Source organism: Kutzneria buriramensis (assembly GCF_003387475.1).
GTDB lineage: Bacteria > Actinomycetota > Actinomycetes > Mycobacteriales > Pseudonocardiaceae > Kutzneria > Kutzneria buriramensis.
Map to the genome: position 1 here is coordinate 26,492 of NZ_QUNO01000025.1, position 14,644 is coordinate 41,135.

General features: G+C 71.8%; 16 protein-coding genes. 7 read left to right on the top strand and 9 right to left on the bottom strand.

The window, feature by feature from the left end:
• Positions 1 to 3: 3 nt before the first annotated feature.
• The 3 genes from BCF44_RS47930 to BCF44_RS47940 all read right to left on the bottom strand — a co-directional run bounded on the left by BCF44_RS47930 (position 4) and on the right by BCF44_RS47940 (position 2,446).
• A complete protein-coding gene (locus tag BCF44_RS47930) occupies positions 4 to 780 on the bottom strand; it encodes a polysaccharide deacetylase family protein (protein WP_116181251.1) in 777 nt (258 codons plus the stop codon).
• Positions 781 to 915: 135 nt separating this feature from the next.
• Positions 916 to 1,857 (bottom strand): R2-like ligand-binding oxidase, encoded by a 942-nt coding sequence (locus BCF44_RS47935; protein ID WP_116181252.1) that lies wholly within the window; start codon positions 1,855 to 1,857, stop codon positions 916 to 918.
• On the bottom strand, positions 1,850 to 2,446 hold the full coding sequence (locus BCF44_RS47940; RefSeq protein ID WP_246016242.1) for a TetR/AcrR family transcriptional regulator: 597 nt from the start codon (positions 2,444 to 2,446) through the stop codon (positions 1,850 to 1,852). The genes BCF44_RS47935 and BCF44_RS47940 overlap by 8 nt, the downstream gene beginning before the upstream one ends.
• 82 nt (positions 2,447 to 2,528) lie before the next feature.
• On the opposite strand from BCF44_RS47940, the gene BCF44_RS47945 reads away from it, so the two are divergent.
• The gene (locus BCF44_RS47945; RefSeq protein ID WP_116181253.1) at positions 2,529 to 3,149 is read left to right on the top strand and encodes an HAD family hydrolase; all 621 of its coding nucleotides are present in this window, start codon (positions 2,529 to 2,531) and stop codon (positions 3,147 to 3,149) included.
• 95 nt (positions 3,150 to 3,244) lie between these two features.
• Here the strand turns inward: BCF44_RS47945 and BCF44_RS47950 are convergent, their stop codons facing one another.
• Positions 3,245 to 3,457, bottom strand: coding sequence for a hypothetical protein (locus BCF44_RS47950; protein ID WP_116181254.1), 213 nt, complete (start codon positions 3,455 to 3,457; stop codon positions 3,245 to 3,247).
• A gap of 119 nt (positions 3,458 to 3,576) precedes the next feature.
• On the opposite strand from BCF44_RS47950, the gene BCF44_RS47955 reads away from it, so the two are divergent.
• On the top strand, positions 3,577 to 3,963 hold the full coding sequence (locus BCF44_RS47955; RefSeq protein ID WP_116181255.1) for a cold-shock protein: 387 nt from the start codon (positions 3,577 to 3,579) through the stop codon (positions 3,961 to 3,963).
• A gap of 4 nt (positions 3,964 to 3,967) precedes the next feature.
• Positions 3,968 to 4,333, top strand: coding sequence for a Clp protease N-terminal domain-containing protein (locus BCF44_RS47960; protein WP_170218147.1), 366 nt, complete (start codon positions 3,968 to 3,970; stop codon positions 4,331 to 4,333).
• Here BCF44_RS47960 and BCF44_RS47965 read toward each other — a convergent pair.
• The 3 genes from BCF44_RS47965 to BCF44_RS47975 form a co-directional block, all read right to left on the bottom strand.
• Positions 4,330 to 4,806, bottom strand: coding sequence for a DUF2771 family protein (locus BCF44_RS47965; protein WP_170218148.1), 477 nt, complete (start codon positions 4,804 to 4,806; stop codon positions 4,330 to 4,332). The genes BCF44_RS47960 and BCF44_RS47965 overlap by 4 nt on opposite strands.
• 11 nt (positions 4,807 to 4,817) lie before the next feature.
• The gene (locus BCF44_RS47970; protein WP_116181338.1) at positions 4,818 to 6,377 is read right to left on the bottom strand and encodes an MFS transporter; all 1,560 of its coding nucleotides are present in this window, start codon (positions 6,375 to 6,377) and stop codon (positions 4,818 to 4,820) included.
• Between the two features lie 155 nt (positions 6,378 to 6,532).
• Positions 6,533 to 7,282 carry a glutaminyl-peptide cyclotransferase gene (locus BCF44_RS47975; RefSeq protein WP_211353583.1) on the bottom strand — a complete coding sequence of 250 codons (750 nt, stop codon included), beginning with the start codon at positions 7,280 to 7,282 and terminating at the stop codon, positions 6,533 to 6,535.
• A 55-nt stretch (positions 7,283 to 7,337) separates the two neighbouring features.
• Between BCF44_RS47975 and BCF44_RS47980 the strand changes: the two genes are divergently transcribed.
• Together BCF44_RS47980 and BCF44_RS47985 are read left to right on the top strand one after the other, a co-directional pair.
• Positions 7,338 to 8,093 carry a DUF3027 domain-containing protein gene (locus BCF44_RS47980; RefSeq protein ID WP_246016243.1) on the top strand — a complete coding sequence of 252 codons (756 nt, stop codon included), beginning with the start codon at positions 7,338 to 7,340 and terminating at the stop codon, positions 8,091 to 8,093.
• Positions 8,090 to 11,041, top strand: coding sequence for a sacsin N-terminal ATP-binding-like domain-containing protein (locus BCF44_RS47985; protein ID WP_116181259.1), 2,952 nt, complete (start codon positions 8,090 to 8,092; stop codon positions 11,039 to 11,041). Before BCF44_RS47980 ends, BCF44_RS47985 begins: the two co-directional genes overlap by 4 nt.
• On the opposite strand, the gene BCF44_RS47990 is transcribed toward BCF44_RS47985, so the two are convergent.
• Positions 11,038 to 11,967, bottom strand: coding sequence for an oxidoreductase (locus BCF44_RS47990; protein WP_116181260.1), 930 nt, complete (start codon positions 11,965 to 11,967; stop codon positions 11,038 to 11,040). The genes BCF44_RS47985 and BCF44_RS47990 overlap by 4 nt on opposite strands.
• 72 nt (positions 11,968 to 12,039) lie before the next feature.
• Between BCF44_RS47990 and BCF44_RS47995 the strand changes: the two genes are divergently transcribed.
• Positions 12,040 to 12,885 (top strand): sigma-70 family RNA polymerase sigma factor, encoded by an 846-nt coding sequence (locus tag BCF44_RS47995; RefSeq protein ID WP_116181261.1) that lies wholly within the window; start codon positions 12,040 to 12,042, stop codon positions 12,883 to 12,885.
• Here the strand turns inward: BCF44_RS47995 and BCF44_RS48000 are convergent.
• A complete protein-coding gene (locus tag BCF44_RS48000; RefSeq protein WP_116181340.1) occupies positions 12,882 to 13,154 on the bottom strand; it encodes a DUF2530 domain-containing protein in 273 nt (90 codons plus the stop codon). The genes BCF44_RS47995 and BCF44_RS48000 overlap by 4 nt on opposite strands.
• 29 nt (positions 13,155 to 13,183) lie before the next feature.
• Here BCF44_RS48000 and BCF44_RS48005 point away from each other — a divergent pair, with 29 nt between their 5' ends.
• The gene (locus BCF44_RS48005; RefSeq protein ID WP_116181262.1) at positions 13,184 to 14,635 is read left to right on the top strand and encodes an NCS2 family permease; all 1,452 of its coding nucleotides are present in this window, start codon (positions 13,184 to 13,186) and stop codon (positions 14,633 to 14,635) included.
• Positions 14,636 to 14,644 lie beyond the last annotated feature (9 nt).

Sequence of the window (14,644 nt, forward strand, 5' to 3'; positions counted from 1 at the left end):
TTCTCACCTCAGCAGTTCGGTCGCGGTGACCGGGGTCAGGCCCCGGGCGGCGAGGTCGGTCAGGATGCCGGGCAGGGCCTGCACGGTGCCGGGATGGCCCAGGTGCATGCTCACCACGCTGCCCGCCGTGGCGGCGGTGACCGCCCGGCGGATCGCGGCCGCGCCGGGATCCGTCCAGTCCAGCGAGTCCACGTCGTAGGACAGGGTCCGGGTGTAGCCGGCCTGGCCGGCTGCCACCAGCTCGCGGGCCGTGGCGTGCTGACCCTGCGACTGCCGGAAGAAGGTGCCCGGTGTGCCAGCCACTGTGGACAGTTCGTCCCGGCAGCGCTCGATCTCCGTGAGCATCGGACCGGGCTGGTAGGCCTCCAGGTCCGGGTGGCTCCAGGTGTGGTTGCCCAGCTCGTGGCCGCCGTCGCGGACCATGCGCGCGCCGTCCGGGGTGGCCTGCAGCCAGGTGCCGACGGCGAACACCGTGATCTTGGCGTTGTTCTTGGCCAGCAGCGCCAAAACCTGGCGGGTGATGTCCAGCGGGCCGGCGCCGTGGAAGGTCAGCGCGACCTCGGGCCGGCCGCTCGTGGCGCGCACCACCTCGACCGCCGAGCCGCCGGGGGCGGCGGTGGTCGTGGTGGTTGTGGTCGGGGGTGTCGTGATCGGCGGCGTTGTCGTGGAACGCGACGTCGAGCTGGGAGGGGGAGCGGCGGTCGGCGGTCCAGCACATCCGGCCAGGGCGGTTGTCGCGGCGATTCCGAGCGCGGCTCGACGCGAGATACGCCGGGTCACACCGTAAGTATGGCCAGTGCGGCGTCGCGGCTGATCACGACCCCGGCGATCGGAGTGCCCGGCGATCCCTTGGTCGTATCGGCCCCGTCGGCCGATACGACGATCGCCGGCAGCGGCGCGGCCGAACGCCGTCGGCTAGATCTTGGCCAGCTGTTCGGCGTCCTCGTCGCCGAACTGGTCCTCCAGCCGCTCCGGCGTGTAGTCCAGGTCGATCTTCGCCACGTCCGCGCCGCGCGCCGACTCGATCGCCCCCAGCCGGCGCTGCGCCCGATCGCCGGCGTAGCTGACGAACTCCGTCACCTCGAGGTCGAAGGCGGTCTGGTCGACGTGGTCGAGCACCCACTGGATGGCGCCGAGCGCGTGCGGCACCAACTCGCCCATGCGCTGCGTGACGGCGTCCCAGTTGCTGTCGTCAGCGGCGACGTGCCGGCGGCAGGTGAAGGTGCCCCACGCCATGTGCCGGCGCTCGTCGTCACCGATGCGGCGCACCAGTTCCTGCATGCCCGGCAGGATGCCGCGGCTCTTGCAGACCTTGTTCCACGCGTAGTAGCCGGTCAGCGCCAGCGTGCCCTCGACGATGTGGTTGTACGTGACGCTGGCCCGGATCTGGGCCTGCGGGCTGTGATCGTCCTCGAGCCGGCGCAGTGATTCCGGCAGCTCCTCGTAGAAGATCTTGCGGTAGCCCGGGTTGTCCGCGACGTAGGCGTGCAGGTCCTCGGTCAGGCCGACGGCGTCCATCCAGCGTCGGAACACCTCGGTGTGCCGGGCCTCCTCGAACGCGAACTGCGTGAGATACATCTCGTCGCCGATGCGGCCCTCGGCCGCCATCGCCTTCATGAACGGCTGGATGTCCTCGGTGACCGCCTCCTCGCCGGCGACGAACATCGCCACGAGATAGGTGGCGTTCTCCCGCTGGGCGTCGGTCAGCTCGGCCCAGTCGCGGGCGTCCTGGGTGAAGTCGATGTCGGCGGGGTTCCAGAACTTGACGTTGCCCTTGGCGAACAGGCGCAGCGGCAGGTGGTCCCAGTCGAAGCGGCCTTTGAGGGAGTGGAATCCGGTCCGGTGCAGCTCAGACATCGGGGGCCTCCGGGATCAGTCGACGCATCAGGGCGGTGATCGTGGCGACGGCCTCGTCGACCGCGCCGGTGGGCGTCAGCAGGTGGCTGACCGTCAGCCGCATGCCGGTCTCGGCGAGCAGCCGGATCTCGCTCTCGGGCAGTTCCGGCGCGCGGGGCTGCCAGAGCTGGGTGAGCAGGTCGACCGCCGGCAGCAGCACCGGCTGGCCCTTGGTGGTCAGCAGCGGCAGCAGGTCCTCCGCGTCGGCGCCGGTGAGGACGGCGTTGACCAGCCGGTTCTCGGTGGCGTGGAGGAGCGTGTGCCGGACCGCCGCCTCGATCGCGGTGTAGATGTCCGGCGCCTCGGCGAAGCGCTGCGCCACCCCCTCCAGGAAGTCGGCGAGCGTGTGCGCGGCGACCGCGGTGACCAGCGCTTCCTTCGTGCCGAACTCGTTGTGCACGGTCTGGCGGCTCACGCCGGTCGCCGCCGCCACGTCCGCCACCTTCAGTCCGCGAAAACCCCGGTCGGCCAGCAGATCCGCCGCCGCGTCCAGCAGCTGCATCCGTAGCGACTCGCGTACCCGCTCCGTGAAGGGTGTGACCTGGTTCACGTGTCCAGCTTGACACTCCGATTGCCTGTGTCAAGTAATTGGACAGGAAAACGCCTCGTGTCAACGGTTAGGGTTGCTAACTGTGGCCCTGACTGTCGGTTTTGACCTGGACATGACCCTCATCGACGCCCGTCCCGGCGTGGCCGCGGCCATCGACCAGGTCGGCGTCGAGTTCGGCGTGGCGTTGGACGGCTCCGACTTCGCGTCCCGCCTCGGCCCGCCGCTCCAGGACATGTTCCGCGACGCCGGCATGGCCGAGGCGATCATTCCCGCCCTGATGGACCGCTACCGGGCGCTGTACCCGACCGTCGTCATCGGCACCACCGTCGCCATGCCCGGAGCCGAGGAGGCCATGGCCGCCGTGCGTGATCTCGGCGGGCGGATCGTCGTGGTCACCGGCAAGTACGAGCCCAACGCCCGGCTGCACGTCGAAGCCCTCGGCTGGCACGTCGACCACCTTCGCGGCGAGCTCTGGTCGGCCGCGAAGGGCGCGGTGCTGCGGGAACAGGGGGCGTCGGTCTACGTAGGCGACCATGTCGGCGACGTGCGCGGGGCGCGGGAGGCCGACGCCGTGGCGGTGGCCGTCACGACCGGGCCGTGCGACGAGCGGGAGCTTGTGGACGCCGGCGCCGAGGTGGTGCTGACCAGCCTGGAGCAGTTCCCCGCCTGGCTGGCGGAGTACGTGGAACCGCTTGCCGGCTGAGTTGTCCACAGGCGACGCCCGAACAAGATCGACAAGGGTCTCCCGCGGGTAGACTGGCAGCGGGGCCGGCCCCCAGGGATGGGCGGGGGCTGTGGTTAGGCGCGGCGGCGATTTTGCAGGAACACCGCGACCAGGCCCATGGCCAGGCCGATCGGGGTGAGCAGGACGCCGGACAGGTTGAGCCACAGCGGCAGGTCGTGGGCGCCGCTGGCGTACAGCGCGAAGATCACCGCCAGGGCCACCAGGCCGAGCGCGAAGACCACCATGGACAGCGGCATCAGCTTGCCGCCGGGCACCGACCTCGTCATGCCGTCAGCGTAACTCGACAGCGTCCCGGGTCGGCCGCCGATGGCCTACCCTTGAAGTTCGCGCCCTGGGCACGGTTGCCCGGGCGCGTTCGTTGTGTGCGGCGGGAGAGGTGAGGACAGTGCCGACCGGCAGGGTCAAGTGGTACGACACGGAAAAGGGATTCGGCTTCGTCACCCAGGACGGTGGCGAGGACGTCTACGTTCGTGCGTCCGCACTGCCGCCCGGGATCGAGGGGCTCAAGACCGGTCAGCGCATCGAGTTCGGCATGGCCGAGGGCCGGCGCGGCCCGCAGGCGCTGTCGGTGCGGCTGGTCGACGCCCCGCCGTCGGTCGCGGAGGCCAAGCGCCGTCCCGCCGAGGAGCTGCACGGCCTGATCGAGGACATGATCAAGGTGCTGGAGGCCAAGATCCAGCCGGACCTGCGCCGCGGCCGCTACCCGGACCGCAAGACGGCGAAGCTGATCGCCGAGCTGGTCCGTGGCGTCGCGCGGGACCTCGACCCGTAAACCCGTGTCGGAACGGACGAGCCGAGCGCTCGCGATCGCCCGGCGGGAGGCCCGCGCTCAGGTGAGCAGCGGCCACCTTCTGCTGGGCGCACTCCACCCGGACGGCGGTGGCATCAAGATCGACGCCGATCTGGACGAGCTCCGCGAGCATGTCGCGAAGCTCACGGACGGGCCGTCGGACCCGCACGTCCGGCTCAGCGACCGGGTCAAGCGCGTGCTGACCGAGCACCGGTCCATTCGGGACGTCGTCACGGCACTGCTGGACGACCCCGAGTCCACGGCATCGCGGGCGCTCGCCCGCGCCGGCGTGGATCCGGCGCTACTGCGAGGAAAGACCGACAAGGTCTCCCGCGAGCTGAAGTACCGCTAGCTGGAGGCGTCCAGCAGCCACACGCCGCTGGCGTGGAAGCCGACCTGGCCGTCGTCGCCGAGGGTCATCACGGTGGCGATCTTCTCCACCGACGCGACGAGCAGCTGGTCGCCGGGCTCCGGCGGCTGGAGCGTGTACGCCCACTGGTCGCCGGCCGGGAAGAACTCGGTGCGGGCGTCGGCGGTCGACCCGTCGGGCTTGCGGTAGCTGAACGCGACGCACCACACGGCCTTGGCGACCTCGCCGGGCACCGAGATCTGCAGCGGCTTGTTCGACGGCACATGCAGTTTCACGCCGGCCTGCCGCTGCACGGGGCACGAGCTGAGGTCCGAGGCGCAGTACTGGGCGGGGCCGGTGGACACGGTGGTACCGGCGGAGAAGAACGTCACCTCGGGCAGCGGCGGCGCGGAACACGCCGAGGCCAGCACACCGGCGCCGGCCAACACCAGCGGGACAAGGCGTTTCGCGCTCACATCGGTCGAGCCTACGGTCCCGGCGCGGCGGCCCCGGGGGCGGGGCGGTGCTGGTTGGGTCGGGTGACCGGATCGGACTTCAGGGGCCGCCGCCGTCCCAGCCACGGCAGCAGCGTCCGGTCCCGGTTGACCATCACGGTCTGCGCGAGCCCGGCGGCCAGCAGCAGCCCGACCACGGCGAAGCCGACCCAGTACTCCGCCGGCAGCAGCACGCCCAGCGCGCCGCCGAACACCCAGCCGAACTGGAGGATCGTCTCCGACCGCCCGAACGCGGACGCCCGCGACTGCTCGGGCAGGTCGTCCTGGATGGTGGCGTCGAGGCTGATCTTGGCCAGGGCGCTGGACACCGAGCCGACCAGGGCCAGCGCCACCACGGTCGGCACGCCGGGGATCAGCGCGGCGATCACGGTCATGCCCAGCACGGCCGACAGGCAGCCGATGATCATCTGGTCCGGGCGGCCGAACTGGAGCCGCGCGCCGATGCCGTTGCCGAGGAAGTTGCCGAGGCCGGCGGCGGCACCGATCAGCCCGAGCAGCAGGATCTGCTCGAACGGGGCGTGGTCGCGCTCGGTCTGGGCCTTGATCACGAATGCCGCGAACAGCGTGAGGAAGCCGGTCAGCACCCGGATCGTGCCGTTGCCCCACAGCGCCACCACGACCTGCCGGCCCAGCGGCTGCCGGGTCTTCTGCCGCGGCTCCGCCCGCAGCGACGTCGGCACCTCGCCCTCGGTCACCTCGACCCAGGCCGGAATCCGCAGGCACAGCACGGCGGCGGCGATGCACAGGACGGCGGTGAACCACAGGGCGCCGGGGGAGTTGAACAGCTTGGCGAAGCCGGCCGCGACCGCGCCGAACACGCCGGCGGCGGCCAGGCCGAACACGGTGAGCCGGGCGTTGGTCTTGACCAGGGTGATGTCCGGCGGCAGCACCCGTGGCGTGACGGCCGCCTTGAGCACGTTGAACGACTTGGACAGCACCATGGTGCCCAGCGCGGCCGGGTAGAGGCCCCAGTCGTCGAAGTGCAGGGCCATCACCACGGCCAGCAGCGCCTGCCCGAAGCACGACACGGCCAGCGCGAGCCGGCGGCCGTGCTGGATCCGGTCCAGCGCCGGGCCGATCACCGGCGCAATCACCGCGAACGGGGCCACGGTGATCAGCAGGTACAGCGCGACCTTGCCCTGGCTCTCGCCGGTCGCGGCCGAGAAGAACAGGGTGTTGGCCAGGGCGACCGCCAGCGTGGCGTCGGTCGCGTAGTTGAGCATGACGGCCCAGGTCAGCGCCGCGAGCCCGGACTGATCGGCCCCGTCGGCGTGCAGGGCCCGCCGGAACGCCTCGACGCCGCGCTGCCCCAGCTGCCGGCTGCGGAACACCGCGACCCGGGTCACGGTCAGCTTCTTGGGCGTACGGGGACCACTGGTCGGCTGCTCGGGCGGCACGAACCGGTGTTCCTGCTGGTACGTGGGCGGCGGCGGGGGAGGAGCCGTGCGATACGTCGGCGGCTCCTCACGCGGCGGGGCCGTGCGATACGTCGGCGGCTCCTCGCGCTCCTCCTGCCACGGGTACCGCGGCATCGGCCGGGTCGGCGGCTTGGGCACGCGTGACCACTCGGCGACCAGGTCCGGATCGTTCTGCGCGGATTCCTGGCGCCGTCGGCTGGCCCCGCTCCAGCCGCGACGAGCCCGGCCGGGGTCGGAGTGGTCGGCGGTCACCCCTCAATCCTGCCGCACTACGGGTCGGCGCGTACGAACCTCACCCGGTAAACAAGGGGCCAACGCTTGCCGGTGACGAGGAACTCACCCGGGTCCGGGGCCACCGAGATGCCGTTGAGCACGTCGTCGGGGGTGGTGTCGTCCTTCGGACCCAGCTCCGACAGGTCGGCGACGCCCAGCACGGAGCCGGTCGCCGGATCCACCCGAATGATCGTCTTCGTGGGGTACACGTTCGCCCAGACCGAGCCGTCCACGCATTCCAGCTCGTTCAGCTGGCCCTGGTAGTCGACCTGCACGTGCCCGGTCACGGCGAACGTCGTCGGGTCGCGGAAGGTCAGCAGCGAGGTGCCGTCGCTCATCACCAGGCGTTTGCCGTCGTAGCAGAGGCCCCAGCCCTCGTCCTGGTACGAGGCGGTGCCGACCTGCTGGAGCGTGGCCCGGTCCCGGAGCATCGCGACGTCCTGCTGCCAGGTCAGCTGCCAGATCTTGTCGCCGACCACGGCGATGCCCTCGCCGAAGTAGTCCGCCGGCAGGTCCACGCGCCGCAGCTCACGGCCGGTGCGCGGGTCCTCGGCGCGCAGCGTGGAGGACCCCGCCAGCCCGGTGCCCTCGTACAGCACACCGTCGGCCAGTTCGTAACCTTCCGTGAACGCCGACGTGTCGTGCGTGACGGTGCCGAGCACCTCCACCCGCAGGTTCGGGGGTCCGTCCGGGGCAGCGCAGCCCGCCAGCAGCACCACGGGAAGTAACAGCATGGCTGCGCGCATCTCAAGAGCGTGACACGTGTGCGGCGGCTTTCCTCGCGTGCGGCACAATCGTCGGGTGACCGCACCGACCACCAGTGAGCAGCCCCCGAACCCGGTCCTGGCATCGGTTGTCGAGCTGGCCAGGGCCGCCGCCCGGCAGGAGGCCGGCGACGAGCAGATCGGCGCGCACGCCGGCGTACTCGCCGAGGACGAGGCGTCGGTCACCCACCTCTTCGAGGCCGCGCACCCCGGCTACGACGGCTGGCGCTGGGCGGTGACCATCGCCACCACCGGCGGCGACGACGACCCGGTGACCATCAGCGAGGTCGTGCTGCTGCCCGGTCCCGACTCGCTGGTCGCGCCGGACTGGGTGCCGTGGGGCGAGCGCGTCCGCGCCGGCGACCTGGGCGTCGGCGACCTGATGCCGACCGCGCAGGACGACGCCCGGCTGGCGCCCGGCTACCTGGAGTCCGACGACCCGGCGGTGGAGGAGGTCGCCCGCGAGGTCGGCCTCGGCCGCGTGCGGGTGCTGTCCCGCTTCGGCCGGCTGGACTCGGCCCGCCGCTGGGCCGACGGCGACTTCGGCCCGCGCAGCGACATGGCCCGTAGCGCGCCCGCCTACTGCGGCACCTGCGGCTTCTACCAGCAGATCGCCGGCAGCCTCGGCGCGGCGTTCGGCGTCTGCACCAACGAGATCACGCCCGCGGACGGCCACGTCGTGCACGTGGAGTACGGCTGCGGCGCGCACTCCGAGGCCGAGGTGGACACAGGCTCGACAGTTCCGGTGGCCGAGTTGGTGTACGACGACACCGAACTCGAAGTCGAGCAGTGAGCGATTTCGGCGTCACCGACCTGCGCACCTCCGTCCTTCAGGCCTGGCGCGGCTCGCCGACCCGCTTTCGTGAGGACGCGAACGCCGAGGAGGACCTCCGGCTCGGCGGCTACCGCGACCGTCTGCTGGTCGAGCTGGCCCAGAACGCGGCCGACGCGGCGGGGTCCGGCGGCGTGCTGCGACTGTCCGTTGTGGACGGTGAGCTGCGTGCGGCCAACACCGGCGCGCCGCTGACCGAGGCGGGGGTGGCGGCGCTCGCGTCGTTACGGGCCTCCGCCAAGCGCGGCGCCGCCACGGTCGGCCAGTTCGGCGTCGGCTTCGCGGCCGTGCTGGCGGTCACCGACGAGCCGCGAGTGGTGTCCACGACCGGCGGCGTGGCGTTCTCCGCCGCCCGTACCCGGGAGCTGGTCGGCGACCTGCCCGAGGTGGCCGAGCGCGACGGCGCGGTGCCCGTGCTGCGGCTCGCCTGGCCGGTGCCGGACGACGAGCCGCCGGTGCCCGAGGGCTTCGACACCGAGGTGCGGCTGCCGCTGCGCCCGGAGGTCGACGCCGCCGAGCTGCTCGCCGAATGTGCCGCGGAGACCCCGGATCTGCTGATCGCCCTGCCCGGGCTGAGCCGGATCGAGGTCGGCGACCGCGCGTGGTGGCGTGAGGACGGCGACGACGGCACGGTGGTGCTGCACGGCCCGACCGGCCGCGTGCGGTGGCTGCTGCGGCGCGCCTCCGGCGAGCTGGACGGCGCTGTCGTCGAGGGTCTCGGCGTCGAGGCCCGGCAGCGGCCGGAGTGGTCGGTGTGCTGGGCGGTGCCGATCGACGACGAGGGTGTGCCGCGTCCGTTGGACGAGGACGTGCTGCACGCGCCGACGCCGACCGACGAGCGGCTTTCCCTGCCGGCACGGCTGTTGGCGACGATTCCCGTCGAGGCCTCCCGCCGGCGGCTGATGCCCGGGCCGGCGACGGACGCGGTGCTGGCCGCCGCGGCGAGGGCGTATTCGGACCTGGTGCTGGCGGTGCGGCCGGAACATCGGACGCTGCTGGTGCCGCTGCCGGACTTCCCAAAGTCCGAAGTGGACGGACAGCTGCGCGCGCTGGTGACGTCCGAGCTGCGCACCGCGGTGTGGCTTCCCTTGCAGGAGGGCGGTTTCGGCACGCCGGCCCGGTCGCGCGTGCTGGACGTGCTGGCGCCGGATCTGGCCGACATGCTCGCCGACATCGTGGACGGCCTGGCCAAGGCGGAGCTCTCCGGCATGCAGCACGCCCGGCAGCTGGCCGCGCTGGAAGTCCCGCGCCTGCGGCTGTCCGAGATCGTGGCGATCGTCTCCGGTCAGGACCGCGAGCCGGCCTGGTGGGCCCGGTTCTACGCGGCGCTGGATCCCGTGGCGGAGGTGGATTCCACCGCTCGCGAGGAGCTCGGCGGCCTGCCCGTGCCGCTGATCGACGGCCGGACCGTCACCGGTCCGCGGGACGTGCTGTTGCCGGACTTCGACCAGGAGACGCTGGCCGAGCTGTCCACAATGGACGTAACTGGGCTTCGGGTCGCGCATCCGGACGCCGTGCATCGGCTCCTGGAGCGGCTTGGCGCACGGTCGGCCGGGCCCGCGGATCTGTTGGACGCCATGCAGACCGCCGTCGAGCGGAGCATGGACGACGCCGAGTCCGGCGTCGACACCACCGCGCTCGTCGACACCGTGTTGTGGCTGACGGAATCGACCGGTGCGCGGCGCGGCGAGCGGCCGTGGCTGGGCACGCTTGCGCTGCCCGACGCCGACGGCGAGTTCCGGCACGCCGACGAGCTGATCCTGCCGTCGAGCCCGCTGCGCGAGGTGTTCGCCGACGACGTGATCGGCAAGGACGCGCCGCTCGGCGTGCTCGCCGGCGAGCTGGCCTCGCGGTGGACGCCGGACGTGCTGGCCGCGGTCGGCGTGATCGACTCGTTCGTGGTCGTCTTCGACGACGCGCCCGGCGGTCCCGACCACGAGCTGGCCGACGAGGAGGCCTGGTGGGCCGCCGTCGACGGCGACCTCAACCCGCCGTCGACCTTCGCCGGCGTCCGCGACCTCGATCTCGTCGCCGACGACAAGTGGCCGGCCGCGCTGCGGCTGCTGGCCGCGGAACCCGAGACGTGGCAGGCGATTCTGCTGCCCGGCGGGTACACGTCGTGGTGGCTGGCCCGCAACGCGCGGCTGGCCGGCGCGTCGCCGCGGTCCTGGCGGCTGCCCGACGCCGACGCCCTGGTCGGCGTCTACGACCCGATCCCGGACGTCGGCGTGCGGACGGATCTGTTGGCCGCCATCGGCGTTCGCGCCTCGCTGGTGGTCACCGACGCCGCCGACGTGACCGATGTGTTGCAGCGCCTCGGTGATCCCGAAAGGGCCGTGCCGTCCGGCGTCGCGATGCGCGCCCACGGCGTGCTGGCCGCCGCCGTGCGGTCCGGCGACGTCGACGCCTCCGACGTCGAGCTCGACGACCGGGTCCGGGCCCTCAGCGGCGCCTCCGTGTCCGGTGAGCAGGCGGTCGTGCTGGATTCGCCGTGGCTGCTGGCCGCGTTCGCACCGGACCAGGTCGTCGCCGCCGATCCCGACGACGCCGAGCCGCTGGCCGAGCTGCTCGACCTGCCGCTCGCCGCCGACGAGGTCGACGCCGACGCCCTCATCGGCAACGGCCAGCCGGTCAGCTGGTCCGATCTCGGCGCCGTCGTCGCCGCCAGCGAGCTGCTCGACCGGGCCGTGCCCGACGGCCTCGTGGTCGTCTACGAGGAGCTGGCCGTCCGGCGCGGCGAGACGCGTTACCCCGTGGCGTGGTGGGTCACCGAGGACGGTGTCGTGCACGCCGAGGACACCCCCGCCGGGCTGTCCCGGGCGCTCGCGTGGGCCGTCGACCGCTGGCACGACCGGCACCTGCTCGCCGCCCTCCTCGACGACCCCACCGCCGCGACCTACCTGTCCTAGACGTAGCCGACAGGGCCTCCCACGTAGTTGAAGGCCCTGTCGGCCACGGAAAGTTCCTGGTCGAGGGCGAAGCGGGTGACCAGGTCGGGGTTGGCGATGAAGTGGCGGGCGAAGGAGACGGCGTCGGCGATGCCGGACTCCACGGCGGCCTCGGCCGAGTCCAGGGCGAAGCCGTTGTTGGCGACGAGAAAGCCGTCGAACAGCTTGCGGTAGCGGGCGAAGGCGTCCAGTTCGAACGCGGCCGGACCGCGAAGGTGCAGGTACGACAGGGAATCCAGCTCGCGGACCACGTCGTCGTAGCGGGACAGCGTTTCCCCGTCGGGGATGTAGTCCGGGCAGGCAGGCGTGCTGTCGGTGGCGCACCAGTACGGCGAGAGGCGGACGCCGACACGGCAGCCGGTGGTCAGCACGGTGTCGATGACGTCGAGCAGCAGCCGCGGGCCAACCCGATAGGCGTCGGTGCGGTGGTTGAGGCGGGGGTTGAGGGACTGCGCGATCAGGTACGTCCCGTTGGCGGCGATCTCGACGCCGTCGAACCCGGCGCGCAAGGCATTCGCCGCGGCGGAGCGGTAGTCGGCGACGGCGGTGGCGATCTCCGACGGCGTCATCGCGTCGGGCGGCGTGAGGCCGGCGTGCCAGAGCTGCACCATGATCCGGCCGCCGAGGGTGTGCACGAGATCGGTGACCCGACGCCAGCCCGCGACCTGTTCAGGAGTGAACAGCCCGGGCACCTGAGGGAAGGGGACGGGCTGGTCGCTCACCAGCGTGCCCTCGGTGACGATCAAGCCGGCGGAGGCCCGCCGCGCGTAGTACAGGACCCGTAGTTCCGGCGGTCGGCAGCGGGTGGTCGGTGCCATCACCACCCGGTTGGGTAACTTCAGGTCACCCAAGGTCACAGGGCGCAGCAGCGCGCTACCCTGGCTCATCAGCCCACTCCTCATCGCATCGGTCGGTTCGGTGGCACGACACAGACGGATCGCGACGGGGAAAGGTGACCGATGCCCGACGACAACCTGCTCGCCGAGCGCTTCGAGGCGCACCGCCCGCTGCTGCGCGCGGTGGCCGGCCGGATGCTGGGCTCCACCGCCGAGGCGGACGACGCCGTGCAGGAGACCTGGCTGCGCCTGAGCAAGGCCGACGGCGTCGACAACCTGGAGAGCTGGCTGCGCACGGTCGTCTCCCGGATCAGCCTGGACATGCTGCGCAGCCGCAAGGCGAAACGCGAGGAGCCGATCGACTGGCACCCGCCGGCCGAGGTGGACGGTCCCGAGCGCGAGGCGGTCCTGGTGGACGAGGTCGGCCGGGCGATGCTGGTGGTGCTGGACCGGCTGGCCCCGGCCGAGCGGGTGGCGTTCGTGCTGCACGACATGTTCGCGGTGCCGTTCGACGAGATCGCGTCGGTGGTGGACCGGACGCCCGTGACGACGAAGAAGCTGGCGAGCCGGGCCAGGCAGAAGGTGCGGGGCGCCGAGACCCTGACGACGCCGAACGACACTCAGGTCGTCGAGGCTTTCCTCCAGGCGTCACGCGAGGGGGACCTCGAGGCGCTGCTCGCGATCCTCGCGCCGGACGTGATGCGCCGGGCGGACGCTGCGGCTCTGCCGAAGGGACGCAGCACCGTCGTCCGCGGCCGCGATGCAGTGGCGCGAGAGATGCTCGTGTTGGGCAAACGGGCGAGGTTCGCCGAGCCGGCGCTGGTCAACGGCAAGTCGGGTGCCGTCGTCGCGCCGAACGGTCAGCTGCGGCTGGTGTTGGTGATCACGATCGTGAATCGGCTGGTGTCCGGCTACGAGGTGATCGCCGACCCGGAGTGCCTCGAAACCGTCGATATCGCGGTGCCCTAGAGCAGGCCCTCCTGAGCGGTGCGGGAGCCGCGGCGGGCGGCCGAGCGCTGCCAGCGGAACACGCCGTAGCCGAAAAAGCCCAGGCCGAAGCCGGCCAGGCAGGACCAGGTCCACATCGGCGGCGCGCCGACCAGCAGCAGCACCACGAACGCCACCAGGAAGGCAAGGGTGCCGACGACGACCACCGGCACCGGGTCGGTCAGCGACCGGGGCAGCGGCGGCGGGGTGCGCGCGGTAACCAGGTCGTTACCGTGCTCCTCTTTGGACATCTCGGCCACGTCAGGCAGGCTACCGCGCCATGAGGGCGAACGCGCTGGACCGGTTCTTCAAGATCAGCGAACGTGGCTCGTCGATCGGGCGGGAGGTCCGCGGCGGCTTGGTCACCTTCGTCGCGATGGCCTACATCGTGGTGCTCAATCCCCTGATCATCGGCAGCTTCTCCGCGTCCGATCCGGGCGCGCACAAGGACGTGCTGGGCAACATCCTGCCCGTGCCGCAGGTCGCGGCGGTCACCGCGCTGGTCGCCGGCCTGATGACGATCCTGATGGGCCTGCTCGCGAACTACCCGTTCGCGCTGGCCACCGGCCTCGGCCTGAACAGCCTGGTCGCGGTCACCATCGCGCCGCAGGTGACCTGGCCCGAGGCGATGGGCCTGGTGCTGGTCGAGGGCCTGATCATCGTGCTGCTCGTGTTCACCGGCTTCCGCACGGCCGTGTTCAACGCGGTGCCGGCCGAGCTGAAGTCGGCGATCGCCGTCGGCATCGGCCTGTTCATTTCGCTGATCGGCCTGGTCGACGCCGGTTTCGTGCGCCGCCTGCCGGACGCCGACCACACCACGGTGCCGGTGGGCCTGGGCATCAACGGCTCGATCGCGTCCTGGCCGACGCTGGTGTTCGTGATCGGCCTGGTGATCACCGGCATCCTGGTCGCGCGCAAGGTCCGCGGCGCGATCCTGATCGGCGTGCTGGCCTCGACGGTGCTGGCCATCGTGGTGGAGGCGATCTTCCACGCCGGCCCGTCCATGGGCACCAACCCGAAGGGCTGGGACCTCGGCTACCCGGCGCTGCCGCAGCAGATCTTCGGCCTGCCGGACCTCTCGCTGGTCGGTCACGTCTCGTTCGGCGCCTGGACCCGGCTGCCGGCGATCACCGTGCTGCTGCTGGTGTTCACGCTGGTGCTGGCCGACTTCTTCGACGCCATGGGCACGATGACCGGTCTGGGCAAGGAGGCCGGCCTGCTGCGCGGGGACGGCCAGCTGCCCCAGGTCGGCCGGGCGCTGTTCGTGGAGGGCCTGGCCGGCGCGGCCGGCGGCCTCGGCTCGGCCAGCTCCAACACCGTCTTCGTCGAGTCGGCGTCCGGCATCGCCGAGGGGGCCCGCACCGGATTGGCCAACATCATCACCGGCGTGCTGTTCCTGCTGGCGATGTTCCTGACGCCGCTCTACCAGGTGGTGCCGGTGGAGGCCGCCGCGCCGGCGCTGGTGATCGTCGGCGCGCTGATGATCCGGCAGGCCAGCGGCATCGACTTCACCGACTTCCGGATCGCGCTGCCGGCCTTCCTCACCATCGTGGTGATGCCGTTCACGTACTCCATCGCCAACGGCATCGGCGCCGGCTTCATCAGCTACGTGCTGCTGGCGGTGGCCACCGGCAACGCCCGCAAGGTGCACCCGCTGATGTGGGCGGTTGCTGTGGCGTTCGTCGCGTATTTCGCGGTGGGCCCGATCGAGGCCGCCCTGCTGGGTAGTTAGTGAGGTATG